The following is a 20,230-nucleotide window of genomic DNA, read 5'->3' as shown; positions in this document are numbered from 1 at the left end:
CGCATTCAACTGCCGCATCCAGGGTCGCTCTCCTTGTCGTAGCACTGCCCCGGGTAGCGCAGGTTGAAGGTCACCTCGGGGTTGGTGGTTTCGTTGGTGAAGCGCTTGGAGCCCAGGGTGGACTGTTCATCGCCGAAGGCGCTGTAGGCCCACTACCAGGCCACCTGGCCGTCTGGGAGCAAAAGGCAAGACCTGACCCCTTCATCTGCACATTCCCAATGGGCGTGTTTGGTGATGGATGGATGGGGAGCTTCTGTGGCTTGGGGGCAAGAGGCAAGAGCTGCCCCTCCATTCTCTCTCACTTCTGCTCAAAAGGAATCCAAACCTCGCGCTCTACCCATTCGCCATCTTCATTCTGGACAGCCTCAAGTGCGCGAACCCCTTTTTTCTTAGAAAGCTCGACGATCCGACCGAAATTTTTTCCAAGGTAATCACCTTTATAAGCTCGATGAACATAACCACCAGGATCCCTTATTATCGCATAAGAATATCCTCTAGATTTATTAAAATATATCGCCTTAACCGCCAATGAATTGACATCAAAGGCCTCCAAAGACTGCCTCTCTCGAGTAGCAAATGCATGCACCGGCAGAAGCAAAAATAACCACACAAGGTATTTATAAAACCTCACTTAACCCCCCTAATTTTCCCAGTCGCCGGATCATAAATCAAAGTCGGCCCCGCAGGGGTCTTCAAATAAACCGGTACACGGTAATATTTCCCAAAGTTCATATCATCAGCACTAAAATAATTAAAATCCTTATCCGGGGTTTCCGTCATAGGATGCGTGTGCCATGAGCTTACGGGGGGGCTTGGGCATTCAAGCCTTAGTTTTTCCATTTTATCCCTCGGCATGCCTCCTGGACTACCTTTTGTCAAGTTGTACGTGTACCCACCTTTTTCCGGATAAACCCAACCACCATATTCTATAAATTGTGGATTAATTCCACGCGAATGATTGCCAGCATCTAAGGCTGCAGCATCCGGGGAAGGAAAAATGTCCCCTGGCTTCAGTCCGAATGCGTCTGCATACTGCAGCCCATTTCCCCCTACATACCCAAACCGATTAAACCCACCCTCCAGCCCAATAGGATCCGCCTGCGTATACCGCCCCCGCTCCGCACTGTAGCTGCGGAAGTAGTTGTAGTGCCCCACCCTGGATCCGGCAGTTGACCGCGCCAGTGTCCTCCAGCGACCTCGTTGGCGCAAGCCGTGTGTCGGGCATTTGAGCACCCCGGTTGGGCGATTGACAGTGGCGCTATGCACCCGATGGAACCGCGCTCGCCGCGCCATGCTGCGTTGCTCGTCCTTGCGCACAAGGGTGCGCCGCGTCCTCACGCCTTGCCTGGCACGCCGATCACGGCACCCTCGGGCGCATTCAACTGCCGCATCCAGGGTCGCTCTCCTTGTCGTAGTACTGCCCCGAGTAGCACAGGTTGAAGGTCACCTCGGGTGATGGTGGTGGTGCCCGTGGTGCTGCCCATGGTGGGGTTGGTGGTTTCGTTGGTGAAGCGCTTGGAGACCAGGGTGGGCTGTTCGTCGCCGAAGAAGCTGTAGGCCCATTGCCAGGCCACCTGGCCGTCCGGGGGCAAAAGGCAAGACCTGACCCCTTCATCCACTATGGATCAAAGGCAAAAAGCAAGACCTGACCCCTGCATCTCGGTGGCCCGCAGCCTTGCCAGTGGCAGTGGCAGTGGCAATCAATCTGCACCGGATAGCCAAGCCATAAAGCTATCGCACAGAGAAGCCCATGTCGTCGCCTTCGCCACCGTCATCCCGGCCATTGGGACCCATGGACCGCAGTTGGAATTTGCGACCTCCAGTGCCGACAATCGTCCGGTAAATCAGAGGATGCCCCACCCGTCGCGGACTGGAGAAACGCGCAATTCCAGAACGCCCAGTGCCTCCTGATCGCTAGGCACGCGCCCCGCTGAGCTACCTACCTAGCCAAGGAACCGCCAGCCAGTTCTAGGCTGGCACACGCCTGCAGTTTTTGCTCGTCGGCGTTGCTGTCCAGGGGGCCAACAGGGCGTAGAGCAGGCCGACTGCAAGCAGGAGGCCCAAGCCGAGGCCTGCGCGAGATGCCCAAGCATTCTTCATCTCTTGCGCACAGGGCCAAGAGAGTTCGGCCGGACCATCAGTCAATCTTTCGAACGGCAAATGGCCAAAATGCCTGCCACAGCAGCGCCAAGAAACCAAATCACAGACAATATAAATTCCGCAAAACCAGGGCCAACCAAGGCCACAAGAGCACGATTAAATCCACAACTCTTGCCACAGAGCGCAAAAAGCAAGTCACCTTGAAAGAAAATGGAGGCGCCAACACATGCACCGACAAGGCTAAGCACCAACAGCCCAAACCTGATAATAGCTGGCATGACCATTAACTCCTAAAGCAGCGGCCTCCAAAAAGCAAAAATTACTTTTTATGTTTTTCAACAAAAATAGCCAAAATAATTGAAATCACACCAAAAACAATCCAAGGTATAGCATCTGCCAAATACTTCCAAGAACTTGGCAAGAATATTGATATTGTATTCCCAATCCAACAATCGGCTCTGCACAGTCGCTTCCCAGAAATTGCAACCGCTACTCCAAGACCTATAGATATCAGACCAAAAACAACCCCTGTCTTCATGAAAATTCACCTCTTCATGGCGCGTAAAAAATCACCAATTCTGTGTTTATTTCTTTTGTACTTCTCTTGAATATCACGCAGATCGTCATAATTACCTGATGGTGGATGAAATATTGGCCCTAGAGCAGATTGCACACATTGGCAGCCTTCTGGAGCATCACTAACAAATCGTGCAGCTGGTAGAAAATCTGTTGGAAGCTTCCCCTTTGTGCAAGAGTTATTATTGCACTCCCAGCGAAGACATTTAAATTCGTAGTCCTCATCAGGGTCGGGCGTAAACATTTCCGCTCCAGACTCCCACGCTGAGCCAGAACCTTCTCCGGTTGGTCTATCAAATGGCTTTGGTCCGTGCCTTTTCCATTGACGGCGATTATATGAATTACCACCTCGGGCGGCAGGCCTCGCGGATTTTAGACCCTCGGGATCTGCATAGCTCAACGTATCGCTCTCCACATACCCAAACCGATTGAACCCACCCTCCAGCCCAATCGGATCGGCCTGCGTATACCGCCCCCGCTCCGCACTGTAGCTGCGGAAGTAGTTGTAGTGCCCAACCCTGGATCCGGCAGTGGACCGCGCCAGTGTCCTGCAGTGACCTCCTTGGCGCAAGCAGTGTGTCGGGCTTTTGGGCACTCCAGTTGGGTGATTGACAGTGGCGCTATGCACCCGATGGCACCGCGCTCGCCGCGCCATGCTGCGTTGCTCGTCCTTGCGCACAAGGGTGCGCAGCGTCCTCACGCCTTGCCTGGCACACCGATCACGGCACCCTCGGGCGCATTCAACTGCCGCATCCAGGGTCGCTTTCTTTGCCGTAGTGCTGCCCCGGGTAGAGCAGGTTGAAGGTCACCTCGGGGATGCTGGTACTGCCCGTGGTGGGGTTGGTGGTTTCGTTGGCGAAGCGCTTGGAGCCCAGGGTGGGCTGTTCGTCGCCAAAGGCGCTGTAGGCCAATTGCCAGACCATCTGGTTGTCTGGGGGTAAAAGGCAAGACCTGACCCCTTCATCCTCGTATCCTCGCAATGGTCTTGCCATTTTCAGGACCTCCGCAAACTGACGACTCATTTTGAGTATGGAAGGGATCTTCTATGGATCAAAGGCAAAAATCAAGACCTGCCCCCTGCATCTGCACGAAGCGCAGTTTCTGCACGTCGCTGCTGCCGGGGCTCAAGCGTGGCGGGATTTTTCAAGATACTTTTCACATGCATTTTTAACAAAAAAGTAGAGATTTATTATTGCGGAATCAAGCCAAAAACATCACCAACAACAACCCCTCCAATCAATGTCAAAAAATATAGCACCAATGCACAAGCAGCCGAGCGACACCCTCCAAATTTATTCATCAAAAGAAGCAAACACAAAATCACCATCAACCAAGGAAGTGCAACAACAAAAAACAATAAAAAAGCAAAATCTACAGGCGACCAACTTTCAAAACAAAACCTCAAAAACAACCCTTGAAGCAAAAAGGCAATGACAAAAAAATGCAACCACCCCATTTTTCCAAAACATTCAACGCGAAAAGCAATCCACCCCAGAATCACAACAGGAGCAAGGAAAATCAGCCACAACATCATAAGATCAAACACTTACCAAGGAATATTAATAGCGGGAACCTCTCCCCCGCCGCTATGTGGTGGTTGACGCTGCGACCAAGCACCTGGCACATCCGGCGTAACTCCTCCCGCGTTATTTATTATATTATTTGCAGCCGAATTCGAATTTGGGCCATATCCAGGAGGCATATAAGTTCCTTGCCTATAGTTATCTCCACTGTTTATCACAGATTTATCAAAATCTGGTTGCGACCTCCCTGGAGGAGGGGATATATCATAGTTTGAATTCCCTCCACCAGGATTATAAAATGCATTGCGATCACCCATGTAGGTTGGATTATTACCGTCTTTAGTAGGCGCGGTCGCACCTCCGGGAAGAGAATATTGCGCATCAATAACTTTTTTCTTCTTCCCATCACAATCTGTTTCCCAGTGCCAAACGATCACACCGCAATGCACAGGCTTGGACAGCCCTAATTTTCCAAAGAGGCTTACCGGTCTGCAGGTTAGAGTTACTTCCAAGCCACTGGGATCTATTAATCCGAGCGCATTCCCTTCCACATACCCAAACCGATTAAACCCACCCTCCAGCCCAATCGGATCGGCCTGCGTATACCGCCCCCGCTCCGCACTGTAGCTGCGGAAGTAGTTGTAGTGCAGGTTGCTTTCTTTGTCGTAGTACTGCCCCGGGTAGCGCAGGTTGAACGTGACTTCAGGGATGGTGGTGGTGCCCGTGGTCGGGTTGGTGGTTTCGTTGGTGAAGCGCTTGGATCCCAGGGTGGGCTGTTCGTCGCCGAAGGCGCTGTACGCCCATTGCCAGGCCACCTGGCCGTCGGGCTGGGTGAGCTTGCGCGGGGTGTTCAGGTGGTCGCTGTGCACAGCATAGGCGACCCCATTGACGATGGCGGCAATGGGCATGGGGCCGTTGGCAGTGGGCAGGTAGATGTACTGGGTGGTGCCGGTGCTGTTGCTGCCGCCCATGCCGTATTCGCCCAGCAGGGTGCCGTCCTGGCCGTAGACATAGGCGAAGCCGAGCTTTTGCGCGTCGCTGCTGCCGGGGCTCCACAGGCGGGTGAAGAATTCGAAGGCGGTCTGGATGAAGCCCTTGTCTTTTTCCTCTTCCGCTTCTGCCTCTTCCTGGTCTTCGGGGTCGGCCAGCAGGTTGTTGAGGTTCTTGCCGCTGGTGGTTCCACCTGATCCGCTGCCGCTGACAAACAGCGGTTCGGTCTTGAACACGCGCTGGCCCAGGGCGTTGTGGGCGTACTGGGTGCTGGGGGCGTCCACGCCCGTGCCGGTGGTGACTTTTTCCAGGCGTTCCTGGCTGTCGTATTGGAAGGTGCGCAGGCCATCGGTCAGCAGGTCGCCGGCGGTGTTGTAGCCGTAGGTGACGCTGGTACTGGCTGTGCTGGCGCCGCTTTGGGTCTGGCTGAAGCCGGTCTGGCGGTTGGCGGTGAGGGTGTAGGTGCGGTTGGTGGTGGTGCCTGCGCGCTGTTGGCTGCTGGTGAGGCGGTTGCCGTTGGCGTCGTAGGCGTAGGTGACGGTGTTGGCGGGGGTGCCGCTGGCGACTGTCTTGGTAAAGCCGGTGATGCGGCCTGCACGGTTGTAGGTGACTGTCCAGGTGGCGGGAGCCAGGGTCACCGTGCCCGCTTGAGCATCCGTACTGGCGGGCTGCATCAACGATTGGGTGAGGCTGGTGATGCGGCCTGCGGCGTCGTAGGTGTAGCTGCTGAATTCGGTGGCTGTGAGTTGGCCCGCAGTGTTGTAGGTGCGGGTGGCGGGGATGGCTGCCGATGCACCGGGCAGGTTCCAACTCCAGCCGGTAGGCTGACCCAGGGGGCTCCAGGTGATGCCGCTGACGATGGGCTGTCCGGCCCAGGTGAGGCCGGTGAGCTGGCCGGTGGCGTCGTAGACGTTCTGCAGGACCTGGCCACCGGGGTAGGTGGTGGAACTCAATAGGCCCGTAGTGGCGTGGTAGCTGTAGGCCAGGGTGCGGGTGTCGTTGTTGATGAGCTTCTGGGTCTGGCTCGTCACCCGGCCGTGCAGGTCGCGCTGGTAGGTGGTGATGCCGCTGGCGTCTTCGATCTCGCTGAGGTAGCCCTTGCTGGTGGGGGTCTGGTCGTAGCGCAGGGTGGTGGTGCCACCGGGGTGCGTGATCGACGTGGGGCGGCCGAGGAGGTCGCGGGTGATGGTCGTTGCCTGGCCCAGGGCGTTGGTGATGCTGCTGGGCAGGCCCAGGGCGTCGTATTGGGTGGTTTCGCTGCCGCTGTCGGGGCTGGATTCTGACGTGGCGTTGCCCAGGGCGTCGCGGGTGTAGCTGGTGGTGACGCTCTTCGGGTCGGTGACCGAGGTGACGGCGTCGAGGGCGTTGTAGGTCAGTGAGGTTGTGGCGTTTTCGGCGTCGGAGAGGTAGTTGATGCGCCCAAGGTAGTCCCGCCAGTACTTCGTCTGGATAGAAGTGTTTCCCAAGCTTTGGGTAGCGGTGGTCACATCACCTTGGGCATCGTAGTTGTAGTTCACCGACGCACCAGTAGCACCCGTGGTCAGCGACGCTACTTGGTTCAGGCTGTTGATGCTGCGCGCGAGTTGCCAGGACAGTTGACCCTGGCCGTTGCGCACTTCTTCGCTCAGCCGGTTGCCTATGTTGTCGAGCACATAGGTGCCCGTGTTGCCGCGGTTGTCGCTCCAGCCCGTGAGGCGATGGGCAGGGTCGTAGGCATAGGTAATGCCGAGGCCCTGGGGCAGTGTAGCGGTCAGCACTTGGCCGCTGGGGCGGTAGCTGAAGGTCGTGAGCAAGCCGCCTCGGTTGCTGGTGAGCACACGGCCACGGGCGTCGTAGGTAAAAGTGCTCACCAAGCCATTCGCGGCCGTATGGGTGAGTACCCGGCCTGCGCCGTCATAGGTGTAGGTATCTACATGGCCCAGGGCATTGGAGGTCTGGGTGGCATTGCCTTGGGTATCGTAGGCATAGCTGGTAACTGCGCCATTGGGTGCCGTCTGCGTGGCCACCAGACCATTGGCATGGTAAGTCCACGCTGTAGTACGCACTGTGCCCGTAGCAGTATCAGTGACCGCCTGGGTCAGCACGTTGCCTGAATTGTCGTAGCTATAGCTTGTGGAGCGGCCCGGCTCGGTGACGGTAGCCGGTAAACGCCATTGCGGATGCCATGCCGTAGTGACGGTGCGGGCAAGTGTGGACCGGTTTTGAACTTCCGTGCGGGAAAGGGGTAGGCGACGGCTTGTATCCCACGTCATCCGGTCTATGCTGGAATTCATGTCATACGAATACTCCTCCAGTCCATTGTCATCGTAGCTGATGGAGGATTTCGGCCGCTTTTCACCTACGTCAAACAGCAGGTCTGAGCCATAGTATTTGTAATCGCGATTGAACCGCGCATACCAAATTCCACGCACTGTACCCAGTGGATCAGAAATTTTTGTTCCATAGAGATTACCGCCGCTCGTACTGACCGACTGAATAGAGTATCGCTCCACCCCACCGGCCTTTTCAGTGGCTACGGCCCAACGCTCACTATCGTATCCGAATGTCGAATACCGAACACCATTCTCATCGACTACGCCGGACAAAAAACCTGACGCATTGGCATCATCATAAACGTATTGCCGACTGGTTCCATCTGCCTGCCGCACTGATGTGAGTAGATTGCCAGTGTAATTGAACTGTACGTTGCGTGAATCAGCGGTCGTCACGCTCGAAATCCGCCCCAGGCTGTCATAAACAAACTGCAGTGCTTGGCCAAAACCGTTGTGCGCAGTACCCAGCCGCCCTTGAGCGTTGTAAGTATAGTTTGTTGCCCATCCATTGCGCAGCGTTTTTTTAACCAGACGGCCTTTGGAGTTGAAAATATACTGAATTTCAGCCTCGCCATCTTGAAATATCCAACTGGCCTCGGAACCAGCTGAACTGCGAACGAGACTGTGAAGCGCATGCGTCGCCACATAAGCACCGCCATTTCTGCGTGAGAAGTACTCGAATGTCCCGTCGGCCATTTGGATGCGCACTTCTTCGAAGATGCCAGTATCGTCACCAGGCACTCGGGTGTAGGTGAGATTCATGTCATGGTTGTGCAGCCAACCATTGCCCAAATCTCCACGGTGCAAATTAATCAATGAGTCACGCAGCCAAAAAGATGCATCGCGAACACGGTTGCTGCGATAGACACGTCGAAAATCCAGAGGATCCGGGCCGTCGCTACTCAGGTCAACTGAGAGCTCAATTTTTTCGCGAGTTGAGGCTTGGATGGGATTGCCGAACAATCCTGTACACATGGATGCTGGCACAGGAATTTCTTTATAGCACCCATTTGATTGCACATCGGTAAAACGTATACTCTTCCAATCACCGCATTTTGCCTCGCGCGTCCCGGACAAAGGCGATCCCTGCCAATCCCCAACACCTATACAAGACCCATCGGTGTGGACCGTGCCAAATCTGATGGATATGCTGCTAGTTTCCACAACAGGCTTATTGGACAGCAAAAATCCATCCCGATGTACCACAACGGTTGGTGCCACCGTGTAAGAAACCTGGCAAACCTCAGTGGAACTGGGTTTGTTCCTCCAAAAATTTAGAAATCCCTCCGCAGCACTTTCCATGGTTGGAAAAGTTTGTGTCGAATCCCCGTGGGAATACTTCCACTGGGTCGTTTCCATAGGCGCCAACGAGCACTGATTGGTGCTTTTGTAGCCAGGCCCACCACAAAATTGGTAATATAATTGAGCCTGAGCACTGCCACACACAAAAAATACAAAACCAGCCAATAGCTTTACCAAGATATTCATTCCCACCCTCTTTAAATTCAATATTATTATTTAGGCACCAATTCAATCTGGCCCACTTCAACGGCTTTCTCACAGAAGCCCGCTCAAGCCAATCCTAACGATGGCTCAGCGGCACCGCATGAACATTGCATCACTCATTGCAACAAAGTGTTGCACGCAAATCACGGACATAGCTTCGGCATCGTAGCGCCCATCAAGCGCAGCCAGTCACCGTCGCGCCGGGCTTCGTATCTGGCTCATGACGCAGTGGTCAGTAAGAAGGCTCCCGCACCACCACAATATCCACCCGCCGATTGCGCGGCGACTGCGGCTCGGCCTCGACCAGCAGGCTGTTGTTGTCGGAGCCATAACCCACGCTGTCCACCCTCCCATCCTTTTCGGCCCGGGCGGCGGCGGCACGGGCCACGCGGCTGGCGCGGCGGGCGGACAGGGCCTCGTCGGCGTTGATCGACAGGCAATCGGCGTCCACCGTGGGGGGCGGGCCGCCGGGGGCATACACGTCGCTGTAGCCGATGACCTTGAGCGACAGGCGCTCGTCGGCCTTTAGCGCGGCTTGCAGCACCGGCGCCACGCGCGTGGCCAGCTCCTGCTGCACGGTGGCCGGCAGGCAGTGGCTGTTGCGGGCGAACGAGGTGCCCTGGATGCGCACGATGCCCTGGGCGGGTAGCACTTGCACACTGGGCAGTGCGCCCTGCTTTGCCAGTTGCTGCAAAGCGGCCAGTGCCTTGTCGGCCTCGGGGCCGATGGGCTCCTTGGCATGTGCGCTGGTGATCACCGCCAGCACCAGGGCGGCAAGGGCTGCTGCGGTGCGTGGAACAGCGCTGCAGCGAGCGGAATCTGGCGCGGGGCAAGAGCGCGCGGCGGATGGCACGCGCGTGAAGAAGAAGGATGTCGGGTAGGTCATGCAGACAAGAGCGAGGGGCATTGGATCACCACGGCCTGCGATGGCACGCCGGTGCGATGGGGCCGGCCCATCATAGCCATGGCAAAGCAGGTTCGACCCGCCCTCTTCCCGGCCTGCCCCACGCACCGCGCTACAGCACAAAGCCCCCGTCGATGGTCATGCTGGCGCCCGTCACAAAGCCCGCCTCCGGGCTGGCCAGGTACGACACCAGGGCGGCGATCTCGCCGGGCTCGGCCATGCGTTTGAGGGGGATCACGTCCTTGAGCCACGAGGCCATGGGTGCGGTCATGTCGGTCTCGGTCGGGCCGGGCTGCACGTTGTTGACGGTGATGCGCCGGGGCGCCAGGTCCAGCGCCACGCCCTTGACCAGGGCGGCCACGGCGGCCTTGGTCATGGCGTAGACGCTGCTGCCCGCCGAGCCGGTGCGGATGGCGGTGTTGCTGCCGATGGTGATGACGCGCCCGCCGTCGTGCATCTGCGCCACGGCAGCCTGGATGGCCAGGAATACGCCGCGCACATTCACATCGAGCATGGCGTTCAGGTCGTCCAGCGCCACAGCGCCGATGGGCGCGGCGCGCAGGATGCCTGCGTTGACAACCACCGCGCTCAGCAGCCCGAGCCGCTGCACTGCGGCGTCCACCGCGGCGCGGATCGCCGCCGGGTCGGCACTGTCGGCCTGGATGGCCAGGCCACGCCGGCCTGCCTGCCCGACCGCGGCCACCACGCCATCGGCACTGTCGGGCCGCGAGACATACGTGATGGCCACGTCGTAACCATCGTGCGCCAGCCGGCCGGCAATTGCCGCGCCGATGCCGCGCGAGCCGCCGAAGACCAGCGCCACACCCCGGCCACCGGTTGCGTTGGGCTGCCGCTGTGCAGCATCGGCCGCACCCACGGCATCCCAAGCCTGCGCTGCCCCGGGCCGCGCCGTCTCCACTGCTGTTACTGCTACTGCATTGCTGTCCATGGTTTCACTCCTTTAATTGAACAATCGTTCCAAAACAAACCAAAAAAAAGGGACTCATCCGAGAGCCCGCAGTGCAAGGCGTGCCATGGCACGCAGCTCTGCGTCTGGCGCACCGCCGCGCGCGGCGATGCGCAGGGCCGCCACCTGGGCCAGCACAAAGCTGGCCGCGTGGCCGGGATCCACATCAGCCGCCACATCGCCTGCGGCCTGTGCCTCGCGGATGCGCGTGACCAAGGCCGTCTGCAAAGCCTTGGCGGCCACGGCGCGTATGGCCACCAGCTCTTGTTGGGCACTGCCAAACTCGCTGACCGAGCCCACGCCCAGGCAGGGGCTGTGGGCCTCGGCCACCACGCGCTTGAGCATGCGCTCGATGCCGGCCCAGGCGGTGGCGCCTTGTTGCAGCGCTGCGATGTGGCTCTGCGTCTCGCCCGCCGCATAGCGCTCCAGTGCCGCGCAGTACAGCGGCCACTTGCCACCGAAGGTGTTGTACAGGCTTTGCTTGCCGATCTGCATGGCCTCGGTCAGCATCTCGGCCGAGGTGGCCGCGTAGCCATGCTCGCGGAACACGCCAACGGCGGCGTCCAGCGCTTGCTGCGGATCGAACTGTCGGGGTCTTGCCATGGGGCGAGTGTAGCCATATTGGAACGATTGGTCAATAATGACTGTGCGACTGCGGCGCAATGACTGGCTGGCCCCGCCCCATCCGCCTCATGCAGAATGCCGCGATCACGAGACGCAAGGAGCCCCCATGGAACGCGCCATCGAACTTGCAGGCTTCTTTGCCGCGCACGGCATTTGGTGCGTGGCCGAGGGGGAGCCCCTGACGCCCATGGTGGCCCAGGAATCGGCGGCCTATGGGCGCAACATGCTGCGCTTCGCGGCGGACCAATTGGAGGAAGGCGTCGCGCAGGCGCAGGAGTATCTGGACCAGAACCCCGGACAGGCGGAGCGCGCAGCCTTGGTCTATGACGGTTTCATCACCCTGCCATCGGGCCGCACGGATGCCTTGATCGTGCTGGTGCGCTCGTACGCCCGGCCACCCACCACGCTCACCATGGCGGTGCCCTACCGCAACGCGCAATCACCCAGTGGCTTTGCCGTGCACCGGCCCAAGTTCATGGGCTGGCAGGGGCCGGGCACGGCGGACTACAAAGTGCTAGGCGATGCGTTCTTTCGCGGGGTCGAGTCGCACGAGGCGGCGGCGCCGGTGTGGGCGCAGCACAACGATGATTCGATCTGACGCAGCACCGGGCGGGCGCTATGCCGCGTGAGCGGAGTGCTGCTGGATGAACTCCCGCGCCTGCGCCGGCCTGGTGAGTTCGGTCCACTGCAGGTGGCCATAGGCCGGGTCATGGCGCAGCCCTGCGAACTTGACCCGGTTGCGCGCAAAGGTGGTGTACGACCACCACAGCACCGAGTCGCGCGAGAAGAACGCCATGCGCAGCGATTCGCGGTTGCCGTGGGCAAGGGCCTATTCACACTGATTTCGGGGATCGCGTTGCCTGGCCTGGGGGCTGGATGTAAGGCGCCAGCGTGCAGCAAGGTAGGAACCTTGCAAGCGCGGGCAACGCCGCAGACGGCCCCCAGGCCGGGCAACCCGAAGGGAAGGCCCTTGCCGGCACGCCACTCGTCGTTGCACTCCTTGCGTGTGCAAGAGCACACGTCGCGTCGCGCGCCTAGATTGGCACGCCGGCAAGGGCCTTCGCGACCCCGAAATCAGTGTGAATAGGCCCTCGTCCGCAGCAGGCCCCGGCTCACGGTGCGCCACAGCACGCGCGGGAACACGATGCTGCGCCCATAGTTGAGCCAGACGATGTGCGTGGCGCGCGCCCAGAGCAGTTCGCGCATGGCGGTACAAGGCCTGTTAACACTCATTTCGGGGATCGCGTTGCCTGGCCTGGGGGCTGGATGCTAGGCGCCCGTGCGCAGCAAGGTGTGCACCTTGCAAGCGCGGGCAACGCCGCAGACGGCCCCCAGGCCGGGCAACCCGAAGGGAAGGTCATTGCCGGCGCGCCACTCGTCGTTGCGCTCCTTGCGTGTGCAAGAGCACACGCGGCGTCGCGCGCCTAGGTTGGCACGCCGGCAAGGGCCTTCGCGACCCCGAAATGAGTGTTAACAGGCCCTGGTTGCCGTCGGCCACCCAGCAATCGCCTTCGGTAGTCTCGCGCACGCGGGCCTTGAACTGCTCATGCGGCACTGCCGCCCAACCGGGACCCCAGTACAGGGCGTCGAGCTCGATGTGCGGGCTGCCGGTGGCTTGGGCCAATGCCGCGGCAAAGGTGGACTTGCCGGCACCGCTGGTGCCGACGACTACGCAGCGCATGCGGGCATGGCGGATGTGGAAGAACGATGCTGGCAGCTCATGCCTCCCCCGGCCCCTGCCACCAAGTGAAGGCCTTGCGGGCCGCGGCCACCAAGGGATAGGCGTAGTCGGAGCCGTGGGCGTCGGTGATGCGCAGGCTGCTGTCGCTGAGCTGGTGCCAGGTCCAGCCTTCCACGCCCATGGAGCCGCTTTGCAGCACCTCGGCGGTCGGGGATGGCGGCGCGGGCTCGGGGGTCACGAGCACCGGCGCGGCGACCTGGGGTGGGGGCGCGGTGGTGCCCGTCGGCCCGCCGGGCTGGGCTTCGAGCAGCCGGCGGATGGCGGCCAGGTCATCGGCCTGCCGCAGGGCCTGGAGCACGCGGAAGAATACATACGGGATCACCGCGATCGCAATGGCCAGCGCCGCAATGGCCGCCTCTTGCGGGGCGCTTTGGGCGGTGAACATGCCCGACAGCAGCACCAGCGCGGCCACGATGGCGCCGAGCAGGGTCAAGAATCCAAAGAACTTCATGGGTCTTTATCCTCCCGGTGGTTTGAAAATCTCCTGCGCCGGTCCTTCCGTTCACAGGCCACGGGCTCTTTGGCGCTGCGGGGCAACTGTACGCGATGGGAGACCGATGGCACGACGCGCCTTGCTGTCGTGGCCATGGGCCCTACACTCCATCAAAAATACAGAGGGAGGCGCCTTGAAAACTTTTCGTCGCAGCGGCTTGGCGGCCGCGGCATTGCTCTCGTTTGGGCTGCCTTGTCTTGCTTTGTCCCCGGCGCCTCCACCAACGCCTCAGAAACTTGACGCACAAGAGTGCATCGAGAGGGGAACGGCGGAAGGTAGATGGAAAAACAGTTCGGGATTGCGCGTCCACCAGAGACTCGCGAGCCATCTGAGCCAGTTGCGTGTGGAAAAGCTGCACCCTTTGGACGAGTACCGCTGCGAGGGCGCGGGCCTGGCCTACCACGCACGCATCACGGACCAGGCCATTACTGTCGAATCGCGCTACCTGCAGGAGGGCAAGCAGCACTCCAGCACCAGCTACCTGGGCTCGTCTCCGACAGATGGGTACCGGGAAGCGCAGCCACACGGCATTCAGCGCGTGAACTGGCCCGACGGGCGCCTCCAGTCCGTGGAGTTCTACTGCCAGGGTCAGCCCGTGGGCTTTCACCGCTACTACGACGCGACGGGCCGGCTCCTGGCCATCGCCGACCATTCCAGCAGCGACTACCGAGCGGAGCGCCGCTTGAATGGCCGCCGTACCCTGATCACGCGCGCAGATCAAACGCTCCAGGGATTCTTGACAGGGCCTGTCGAGAGTCCCATCGGTATCCGCAAGCTGTACGAGGTGCATGGTGCCAGGCTGGATCCCGCGCTGCTGCAATGGCGGGAACGCCCTTTCCACTACAGCGCGCTGGATTCCGGCACGCGGCTTGAGCAATTGGTGACCGAAGGTGACCAGGGCTGGATCAGCGAGCAAGGCCAGCGCGTGCGCATCGTCAATGCGCCGATGGACTACATGCCTTTCTGGGAGGTGTACGAACGGGACCGCAAGCGCTTGCCGGACGGCGATCCGGTGGAGGCCCGCAACAGGAAGATCCTGGCATGCCCTTGGCTTGATGAAGCGATGAAGCCACCACTATCGCAAGCTGCCTTGGCTCGGCCCCGCGCCGCAGCCCTGACGGATGCACAGCGCCATGCCAGACCTCGGGCCCGTTACCTGGCCTGCCTGCAACGGCCATCCGAGACGTGTCTCATGCCGTCGGTACTTCCCTTGGCCCTCAATGAGTGGAACTACGGTGGCGCGCACGTTCGAAGCGCCGGAGCAGCGGCCATCGAAATGCGCCAGCCCGAGCTGGCCAGCGATGCGATAGAACGTCTTTTCGACAAAGAACGGGTAAATACCGCTCCAACTCTGCGTTTGGCGATTCCCGAGCTCCTGAGGGCGCGGACCGCGGTGCTGCAAGGGGATGTTGCAGGTGCCGAGCTCCATGCCAGGGCGTCACTGGTCCATGCGCAAGCCCCTGCACCCACCACTGATGGCGCAGCCCTTGGCTTGGATATTCTGGGACGCGTGGGCCTGGAGCTTGCCCGCATGGGCTACCCGGACCTTGCCACCAAGGCCTACGAGCAGTTGACAACGGCCCACGCCCAGACCGCCATCGACGTGTTGTCGGCCGTGGGCGAAGCGCACGCACGGGCCGGTCGGCGAGAGGCGGCAGCCTCAGTGGCGGCGCAACTGCGCATGCGAAAGGAGCATCCCCTGCCCGATCATCTGCGAGATGGAGGACCGGTCCGGTGGTACTCTGCGCGGGCGGCCCATGTGCATGCGCTGGCACTGGTTGCGCAGGCCCTGGCGCAGCAAGGCAGGACAGGCGAGGCACAGGAGCTGCTGGCGCAGGCGCAAGCTGAGTGGAGCCGAGCCTCCGGGCAACGGTACCCTTCCAATGACGCGGAGTTGGCGCTGGCGCTGGCTCAAGCCGCACTGGGCGATTCAGCGGCTGCGCAGCGGCTTGCCGACCGGGCCTACGGCGTGCCTTGGGCCCACACTCGGAACAAGGCCTGGGCCGTGCTGTGCGACGCGGGCCGGGCGAACTTTGTAGCAGACAGGCGCGTGTATCACCAGCCTCCGTACGCTGCTGTGACGCCCATCCGCCACATTCCGCCCTATGGTGCCCTGGCTTCAGCACATGTCCGGTGCGGCCAGGTACAGCAGGCACGCGACCTGCTGGAGCAGGGCATGCAATACGCACAGGAAAAAGCCATCTGCAATGCCGGCATGTGGTGCCCTTGGGTACAGCCACCAGATGCCATGGATCTGATCGCTCTTTCGATGCTGGAAGCGGGTCAGGTGGATATGCTGGAGACATGGAGTTCCGGGCGCACTCTGGGTACCAATGTGCACATCCGCTGGGCCGAACAGCTGGCGAAGGGCGGAAACCAGGATGCAGCACGCCACAGGTTGGCCACCGCATCGGCCCAGGCTCTCGTCGTACCCGAAGAACTGCGGATCGACCTGCTGCTGACCAAGGCATGGGTGGAGGGTGGAAAGGTCCAGCCGACCCTCGCCCTCCTTGAGGATGTGTACGCCACGGCATCGGCTATCGATGCCCCCCATCGCCGTGCGGTGGCCTTGCTCGGCGTTGCGCGCACCTTCAATGCTGCAGGCGCTACTGCCAGGGCGCGTGAGTTGCTCAGCGAAGCGCGAGCGGGCTTTGACAGCATATTGGACGGCAGCCTGTGGCGGACCCACGCGAATGTGGGCGAATTCGGGCTGCAATTGGGCTTGGTAGCCCAGGAATTCGTGGCCGCCGGCTCACTGGACGAGGCGCTGAGGACCGTGCACTCGCTTTACCTGCAACCCGGCACCCTCGCCGCACAACACCGCGCACAACGCCTGGCCGGAAGGGTGGACGCCGCCATTGTCGAGAACCAGTCTGCGGTGACGGTCTCGACACAAGAAGTGCGGACGGCTTTTTCTGCCCTGCCCCCAGGCAGCGCCAAGGCACAGGCGCTGGATGCAGCAATGCGGCAAGCCACCAGCGGCCAGCAACCTTTGGCCGCTGCCGCATGGCAGGCACTGTCCCTGGAAGCATTGCAGAGCAGCGATGCTTACCTTGCCAATGCCGCATCCTCGCTGGAGCGCCGCACGCAACTGGGCCTGATGGCCGGCTGGCTGCGCCTGGACCTCCAACGGCACCAGGGTACAGAGAAGGAACAGTCCCAGTTGCGCGCCCTGCAGCTGGAGCGTTTGGCAACGCACGCCCGGCGCATCGACAGTGCGGCATGGCGCGCACGCAGCCTGTGCGAACTGGGCTTCACTGGCATCGCGCTCGGCCTGCCTGCAGGCAAACCCTTGCTGCAGGAAGGAACCACCCTTGCCGCCCAATACAACGGCAAGGCACCACCACTGGATCCGCCACCGACCGGTGCGTGCGCCTATTGGTCACTGCAAGCCGGCGAAAAAGCTGCTGCAGCGGCACTGGTGGACTGGGCAGTGGAGCCGCTGCGTGCCCCTTTGCGCCATCGGCCCGATGGACTGCTGCACCCCGCCAGCGCACGCGACTTGATCAACACCTCCATCGCCCTGTTCGAAGCCGCGCATGGAGAGCTGGCGCTGGATTGGGGGCGTGGCTACTGGCGCGACTAAGCCCTCGCAACACCCCGCCTTACCGACCGGGGCCTGGCCCCAGTTGCCCCGCCGCCACTTCCTGCACCACCGCCCGCAAATGCTCCACCGCGGGGTTGGCCAGGCCCACGCTGTCGCGGTGCAGTGACACGCCCACGGACGGCAGCGCGGGCAGCCCCAGCAGCTTGCCCACCGCGGCCAGGCCGGCGGGCACCTGCGCCGTGGCCCGGGGCGCCACGCCCAGGCCGGCCTGGGCGGCGGCCCAGATGGCCGAGACGCTGGCGCTGGTGAGCACCACGTGCCAGGGCCGGCCGGTGCGCTCCAGCGCGGCGATGGCGGCCTGGCGAAAGCTGCAGGGCTGCTCCAGCAGCAGCAGGGGCACGGATTCGCCGGGCTGCAGGGGCAGGCCGGGCTGCGCGATCCACTGGGTGAGCAGGCGCGCAATGGTCTGCCCGCCCGTGTGTCCACCGGCCTGCGCGCCGGAGGCCTCGCCAAACGCCAGCACCAGGTCCACCTCGCCGGCCTGCAGTTGCGCCAGCAGCGCGCTGCTGCGGTCCACGCGGATGTCGATGCGAACCGCGGGGTGGGTGCGTGCAAAGCGGGCCAGCGTGGCGGGCAGCCAGCCGTCGGCAAAGTCCTGCGGCATGCCGAAGCGCACGCTGCCCTGCATGCGCGCGCCCTGCAGCGAGAGCACGGCCTCGTCGTTGAGCGCGATGATCCGCCGCGCGTGGCCCAGCAGCAGCTCGCCCGCCTCGGTCAGCGCCTGCTGGCGGCCCTGCTTGCGGAACAGGGGCGTGCCCACGCGCTCTTCCAGCGCCTTGATCTGCAGGCTCACAGCGCCGGGCGTGCGGTGCAGGCGCTGGGCGGCCTTGCCAAAGCCGCCCAGCTCGACGGCGGTGACCAGGGTTTGCAGGGAGGGCAGGTCGAGCAGCATAGGTTAGCTATTTTAATCATTCATGCAAAAACAACTCGATTGTTTAAATCAATGGCAGTTTCTACAGTGCATGCACCTCCACCCTGCACCACCCCTGAAGGACACCTGCCATGCTGGCCATGCAATACGGATTCGACCTGCCCGATGATTTCGACATGAACACCCTGCGCCGCCGCATCCCGGAGATCGGTGGCCGCTTCGACGCCCTGCCCGGCCTGCACCTCAAGGCCTTTCTACTGGCCGACCGCACGGCCACGGCGCCCAACCGCTACACGCCCTTCTACCTGTGGGACGACCCAGCGGGCGCGGCGGGCTTCGTCACCTCGGCCGACTTTGCGGCCGTGCAGGCCCGGTACGGGCGCCCGGTGGTGCATGGCTGGAACCCCATCGCCCACCTGCAGGGCCCGGCGGCCGGCCAGGTGCCGCGCTTTGCCACCCAGCACTTCGCGCAGTTGCCCGACACCACGGACCTGGTGCAGCGCGCAGCCGACGAGCGTGCCGCAGCCGCCGACCTGGCCAGCGCAGCGGGGGCACACAGCGTGTTCGCGGGCCTGGATGCCCAAGACTGGCAGGTGAACCGCACGGTGCTGTGGCAGGGCCCGCCGCCAGCGGGCACCGAGGGGCGGGTGTTCGAGCTGCTGTACCTGTCGGCACCGCGGGGGGTGCGCAGCAGTGGCACGGGGGATGCCGCCCGGGTCTAGACATCATGGTCGCCGCCCCCTGGATAGGCGGCCGGTCTCCGACATCGTAGATTGCGTCCAAGGACGTAGCGCTACATGCTGTGACTTGCGTCGTCAGCAACAAGGAGACCGACCATGCAAGAGAGTAGCAAGATTCACGTGGGCCTGGACGTCCACAAAGACAGCATCAGCATCGCAGCGGCCGAGCCTGGCCGAGTGCCCGGGCGCCTGATAGGCAAGGTCACGCACGATGTGAGCAAGCTGCTCAAGGTGCTGGCCAAGGTCGGCAACGCCGATCAGCTGCACATCGTGTACGAGGCCGGCCCCACCGGCTTTGGCCTTCAGCGTGCTCTGCACAGCAGGGGCTACCTGTGCGAGATCATTGCCCCCTCGCAGATCCCGCGCCGCCCTGGAGATCGGATCAAGACCGACGGGCGCGACTGCGTTCAACTGGCCGAATGCTCTCGCGCTGGCCAGTTGACTGCCGTGTGGATCCCCGACCCAGAGGACGACGCGATCCGTGACCTGTCACGGGCACGCGAAGATGCAGTCAACAGTCGCGTGCAGGCCCGCCACCAACTCAAGGGATTCTTGCTGCGTCACGACGTGCGATACACCGGCAAGACCTCATGGTGTGGGGCCTACTACCGCTGGCTGGGGACACTGAACTTCGGGGTGGGGGCCGCACAGACAGCGTTCACCGAATACTGGCAAGCCGTGACGGCTGCAGATGATCGCGTTGACCGGCTGACGAAGGCGCTGCAGGCTTCGATCACTGGCTGGCGCTTTGAGGCGGTGGTTGGTGCGCTGCAGGCACTGCGTGGTGTCGCCGCGATCACGGCGATTGGCTTGGCAGCGGAGATTGGAGATCTGGGACGCTTTGCCCATCCACGCAAACTCATGGGCTACCTCGGTCTGGTGCCCTCGGAGCACTCCAGTGGTCAGCGCACGAGCCGGGGCAGCATCACCAAGACCGGCAACGCGCACGCCCGGCGGCTGCTGACTGAAGCCGCCTGGAACTACCGCTTCAAGGCGCGCATCGGCAAACAAGCGCAGATCCGACAACAGGATCTGTCCGAGCCGATACGAAGGATGGCATGGACAGCGCAGTTGCGGCTGACACAGCGCTTCGCGGCGTTGAGTGCACGTGGCTTGCAGGCCAACAAAGCCTGCATCGCCGTCGCAAGGGAGCTGGCAGGCTTCGTCTGGGCCATCGGCATGCAGGCGCAGCGCGAGCAGGGCCAGCCAAACTGAAAGGGCATAACACGCAACAGGATCGATCTGGCGATGCGATACGAGCAACGATAGGGCAACC

The 20,230-nt window shown here is 61.6% G+C and carries 21 protein-coding genes and 1 pseudogene; 4 read left to right on the top strand and 18 right to left on the bottom strand.

The annotated features are described in order from the left end of the window. Window positions 1-298: 298 nt before the first annotated feature. The 13 genes and pseudogenes from AC0IZS_RS23570 to AC0IZS_RS23510 all read right to left on the bottom strand — a co-directional run bounded on the left by AC0IZS_RS23570 (window position 299) and on the right by AC0IZS_RS23510 (window position 11,481). Window positions 299-586, bottom strand: a complete 288-nt coding sequence (locus tag AC0IZS_RS23570) for a pilus assembly protein PilP (protein WP_471639566.1) — start codon at window positions 584-586, stop codon at window positions 299-301. Between the two features lie 41 nt (window positions 587-627). Further along, window positions 628-1,293 carry an RHS repeat-associated core domain-containing protein gene (locus AC0IZS_RS23565; protein ID WP_471639565.1) on the bottom strand — a complete coding sequence of 222 codons (666 nt, stop codon included), beginning with the start codon at window positions 1,291-1,293 and terminating at the stop codon, window positions 628-630. 41 nt (window positions 1,294-1,334) lie between these two features. Continuing rightward, window positions 1,335-1,592 carry a hypothetical protein gene (locus AC0IZS_RS23560; protein ID WP_471637872.1) on the bottom strand — a complete coding sequence of 86 codons (258 nt, stop codon included), beginning with the start codon at window positions 1,590-1,592 and terminating at the stop codon, window positions 1,335-1,337. Window positions 1,593-2,141: 549 nt separating this feature from the next. After that, the gene (locus AC0IZS_RS23555; protein WP_471637871.1) at window positions 2,142-2,378 is read right to left on the bottom strand and encodes a hypothetical protein; all 237 of its coding nucleotides are present in this window, start codon (window positions 2,376-2,378) and stop codon (window positions 2,142-2,144) included. A gap of 41 nt (window positions 2,379-2,419) precedes the next feature. After that, on the bottom strand, window positions 2,420-2,638 hold the full coding sequence (locus AC0IZS_RS23550; RefSeq protein WP_471637870.1) for a hypothetical protein: 219 nt from the start codon (window positions 2,636-2,638) through the stop codon (window positions 2,420-2,422). Window positions 2,639-2,644: 6 nt separating this feature from the next. Then, a complete protein-coding gene (locus AC0IZS_RS23545; protein ID WP_471639615.1) occupies window positions 2,645-2,920 on the bottom strand; it encodes a hypothetical protein in 276 nt (91 codons plus the stop codon). A 141-nt stretch (window positions 2,921-3,061) separates the two neighbouring features. Next, window positions 3,062-3,331: pseudogene (locus AC0IZS_RS23540) on the bottom strand (RHS repeat-associated core domain-containing protein); the annotation flags it as partial. Between the two features lie 85 nt (window positions 3,332-3,416). Continuing rightward, window positions 3,417-3,599 carry a hypothetical protein gene (locus AC0IZS_RS23535; RefSeq protein WP_471637869.1) on the bottom strand — a complete coding sequence of 61 codons (183 nt, stop codon included), beginning with the start codon at window positions 3,597-3,599 and terminating at the stop codon, window positions 3,417-3,419. A gap of 266 nt (window positions 3,600-3,865) precedes the next feature. Then, the gene (locus tag AC0IZS_RS23530; protein ID WP_471637868.1) at window positions 3,866-4,207 is read right to left on the bottom strand and encodes a hypothetical protein; all 342 of its coding nucleotides are present in this window, start codon (window positions 4,205-4,207) and stop codon (window positions 3,866-3,868) included. A gap of 15 nt (window positions 4,208-4,222) precedes the next feature. Beyond that, on the bottom strand, window positions 4,223-8,464 hold the full coding sequence (locus tag AC0IZS_RS23525; RefSeq protein WP_471637867.1) for an RHS repeat-associated core domain-containing protein: 4,242 nt from the start codon (window positions 8,462-8,464) through the stop codon (window positions 4,223-4,225). A gap of 775 nt (window positions 8,465-9,239) precedes the next feature. Then, the gene (locus tag AC0IZS_RS23520; protein WP_471637866.1) at window positions 9,240-9,914 is read right to left on the bottom strand and encodes a hypothetical protein; all 675 of its coding nucleotides are present in this window, start codon (window positions 9,912-9,914) and stop codon (window positions 9,240-9,242) included. A 109-nt stretch (window positions 9,915-10,023) separates the two neighbouring features. Next, on the bottom strand, window positions 10,024-10,860 hold the full coding sequence (locus AC0IZS_RS23515) for an SDR family oxidoreductase (RefSeq protein ID WP_471637865.1): 837 nt from the start codon (window positions 10,858-10,860) through the stop codon (window positions 10,024-10,026). A 54-nt stretch (window positions 10,861-10,914) separates the two neighbouring features. Next, window positions 10,915-11,481, bottom strand: a complete 567-nt coding sequence (locus tag AC0IZS_RS23510; RefSeq protein ID WP_471637864.1) for a TetR/AcrR family transcriptional regulator — start codon at window positions 11,479-11,481, stop codon at window positions 10,915-10,917. 127 nt (window positions 11,482-11,608) lie between these two features. Here AC0IZS_RS23510 and AC0IZS_RS23505 point away from each other — a divergent pair, with 127 nt between their 5' ends. Further along, window positions 11,609-12,100 carry a hypothetical protein gene (locus tag AC0IZS_RS23505; protein WP_471637863.1) on the top strand — a complete coding sequence of 164 codons (492 nt, stop codon included), beginning with the start codon at window positions 11,609-11,611 and terminating at the stop codon, window positions 12,098-12,100. An 18-nt stretch (window positions 12,101-12,118) separates the two neighbouring features. Here AC0IZS_RS23505 and AC0IZS_RS23500 read toward each other — a convergent pair whose 3' ends face one another. The 4 genes from AC0IZS_RS23500 to AC0IZS_RS23485 form a co-directional block, all read right to left on the bottom strand. Continuing rightward, window positions 12,119-12,298, bottom strand: coding sequence for a hypothetical protein (locus tag AC0IZS_RS23500; protein ID WP_471637862.1), 180 nt, complete (start codon window positions 12,296-12,298; stop codon window positions 12,119-12,121). 278 nt (window positions 12,299-12,576) lie between these two features. Continuing rightward, window positions 12,577-12,708 carry a hypothetical protein gene (locus AC0IZS_RS23495; protein ID WP_471637861.1) on the bottom strand — a complete coding sequence of 44 codons (132 nt, stop codon included), beginning with the start codon at window positions 12,706-12,708 and terminating at the stop codon, window positions 12,577-12,579. Between the two features lie 151 nt (window positions 12,709-12,859). Continuing rightward, window positions 12,860-13,183: a P-loop NTPase family protein gene (locus AC0IZS_RS23490; protein ID WP_471637860.1), complete on the bottom strand. Its 324-nt coding sequence runs from the start codon at window positions 13,181-13,183 to the stop codon at window positions 12,860-12,862. A gap of 37 nt (window positions 13,184-13,220) precedes the next feature. Further along, on the bottom strand, window positions 13,221-13,694 hold the full coding sequence (locus tag AC0IZS_RS23485; protein ID WP_471637859.1) for a hypothetical protein: 474 nt from the start codon (window positions 13,692-13,694) through the stop codon (window positions 13,221-13,223). A gap of 385 nt (window positions 13,695-14,079) precedes the next feature. Between AC0IZS_RS23485 and AC0IZS_RS23480 the strand changes: the two genes are divergently transcribed. After that, complete coding sequence (locus tag AC0IZS_RS23480) at window positions 14,080-17,322, top strand: hypothetical protein (RefSeq protein ID WP_471637858.1); 3,243 nt, start codon at window positions 14,080-14,082, stop codon at window positions 17,320-17,322. 19 nt (window positions 17,323-17,341) lie between these two features. On the opposite strand, the gene AC0IZS_RS23475 is transcribed toward AC0IZS_RS23480, so the two are convergent. Continuing rightward, window positions 17,342-18,235 carry a LysR substrate-binding domain-containing protein gene (locus AC0IZS_RS23475; protein WP_471637857.1) on the bottom strand — a complete coding sequence of 298 codons (894 nt, stop codon included), beginning with the start codon at window positions 18,233-18,235 and terminating at the stop codon, window positions 17,342-17,344. Window positions 18,236-18,345: 110 nt separating this feature from the next. On the opposite strand from AC0IZS_RS23475, the gene AC0IZS_RS23470 reads away from it, so the two are divergent. Both AC0IZS_RS23470 and AC0IZS_RS23465 read left to right on the top strand, forming a co-directional pair. Continuing rightward, on the top strand, window positions 18,346-18,936 hold the full coding sequence (locus tag AC0IZS_RS23470) for a DUF4865 family protein (protein WP_471637856.1): 591 nt from the start codon (window positions 18,346-18,348) through the stop codon (window positions 18,934-18,936). Between the two features lie 114 nt (window positions 18,937-19,050). After that, a complete protein-coding gene (locus AC0IZS_RS23465) occupies window positions 19,051-20,169 on the top strand; it encodes an IS110 family RNA-guided transposase (protein ID WP_471637422.1) in 1,119 nt (372 codons plus the stop codon). Window positions 20,170-20,230: the final 61 nt, after the last annotated feature.

The sequence above is a fragment of the Acidovorax sp. AC410 genome, assembly GCF_979253235.1.
This window is presented reverse-complemented; position numbering and strand designations above follow the sequence as displayed.

What these genes read in the sequence shown, in the direction of transcription:
- AC0IZS_RS23490 (WP_471637860.1), bottom strand. Translation starts at nt 13,183, where the DNA reads ATGCGCTGCGTAGTCGTCGGCACCAGCGGTGCCGGCAAGTCCACCTTT.
- AC0IZS_RS23475 (WP_471637857.1), bottom strand. Translation starts at nt 18,235, where the DNA reads ATGCTGCTCGACCTGCCCTCCCTGCAAACCCTGGTCACCGCCGTCGAG.
- AC0IZS_RS23510 (WP_471637864.1), bottom strand. Translation starts at nt 11,481, where the DNA reads ATGGCAAGACCCCGACAGTTCGATCCGCAGCAAGCGCTGGACGCCGCC.
- AC0IZS_RS23465 (WP_471637422.1), top strand. Translation starts at nt 19,051, where the DNA reads ATGCAAGAGAGTAGCAAGATTCACGTGGGCCTGGACGTCCACAAAGAC.
- AC0IZS_RS23550 (WP_471637870.1), bottom strand. Translation starts at nt 2,638, where the DNA reads ATGAAGACAGGGGTTGTTTTTGGTCTGATATCTATAGGTCTTGGAGTA.
- AC0IZS_RS23505 (WP_471637863.1), top strand. Translation starts at nt 11,609, where the DNA reads ATGGAACGCGCCATCGAACTTGCAGGCTTCTTTGCCGCGCACGGCATT.
- AC0IZS_RS23555 (WP_471637871.1), bottom strand. Translation starts at nt 2,378, where the DNA reads ATGCCAGCTATTATCAGGTTTGGGCTGTTGGTGCTTAGCCTTGTCGGT.
- AC0IZS_RS23565 (WP_471639565.1), bottom strand. Translation starts at nt 1,293, where the DNA reads ATGGCGCGGCGAGCGCGGTTCCATCGGGTGCATAGCGCCACTGTCAAT.
- AC0IZS_RS23515 (WP_471637865.1), bottom strand. Translation starts at nt 10,860, where the DNA reads ATGGACAGCAATGCAGTAGCAGTAACAGCAGTGGAGACGGCGCGGCCC.
- AC0IZS_RS23500 (WP_471637862.1), bottom strand. Translation starts at nt 12,298, where the DNA reads ATGGCGTTCTTCTCGCGCGACTCGGTGCTGTGGTGGTCGTACACCACC.
- AC0IZS_RS23545 (WP_471639615.1), bottom strand. Translation starts at nt 2,920, where the DNA reads ATGTTTACGCCCGACCCTGATGAGGACTACGAATTTAAATGTCTTCGC.
- AC0IZS_RS23485 (WP_471637859.1), bottom strand. Translation starts at nt 13,694, where the DNA reads ATGAAGTTCTTTGGATTCTTGACCCTGCTCGGCGCCATCGTGGCCGCG.
- AC0IZS_RS23495 (WP_471637861.1), bottom strand. Translation starts at nt 12,708, where the DNA reads ATGCGCGAACTGCTCTGGGCGCGCGCCACGCACATCGTCTGGCTCAAC.
- AC0IZS_RS23520 (WP_471637866.1), bottom strand. Translation starts at nt 9,914, where the DNA reads ATGCCCCTCGCTCTTGTCTGCATGACCTACCCGACATCCTTCTTCTTC.
- AC0IZS_RS23530 (WP_471637868.1), bottom strand. Translation starts at nt 4,207, where the DNA reads ATGTTGTGGCTGATTTTCCTTGCTCCTGTTGTGATTCTGGGGTGGATT.
- AC0IZS_RS23470 (WP_471637856.1), top strand. Translation starts at nt 18,346, where the DNA reads ATGCTGGCCATGCAATACGGATTCGACCTGCCCGATGATTTCGACATG.
- AC0IZS_RS23535 (WP_471637869.1), bottom strand. Translation starts at nt 3,599, where the DNA reads ATGGTCTGGCAATTGGCCTACAGCGCCTTTGGCGACGAACAGCCCACC.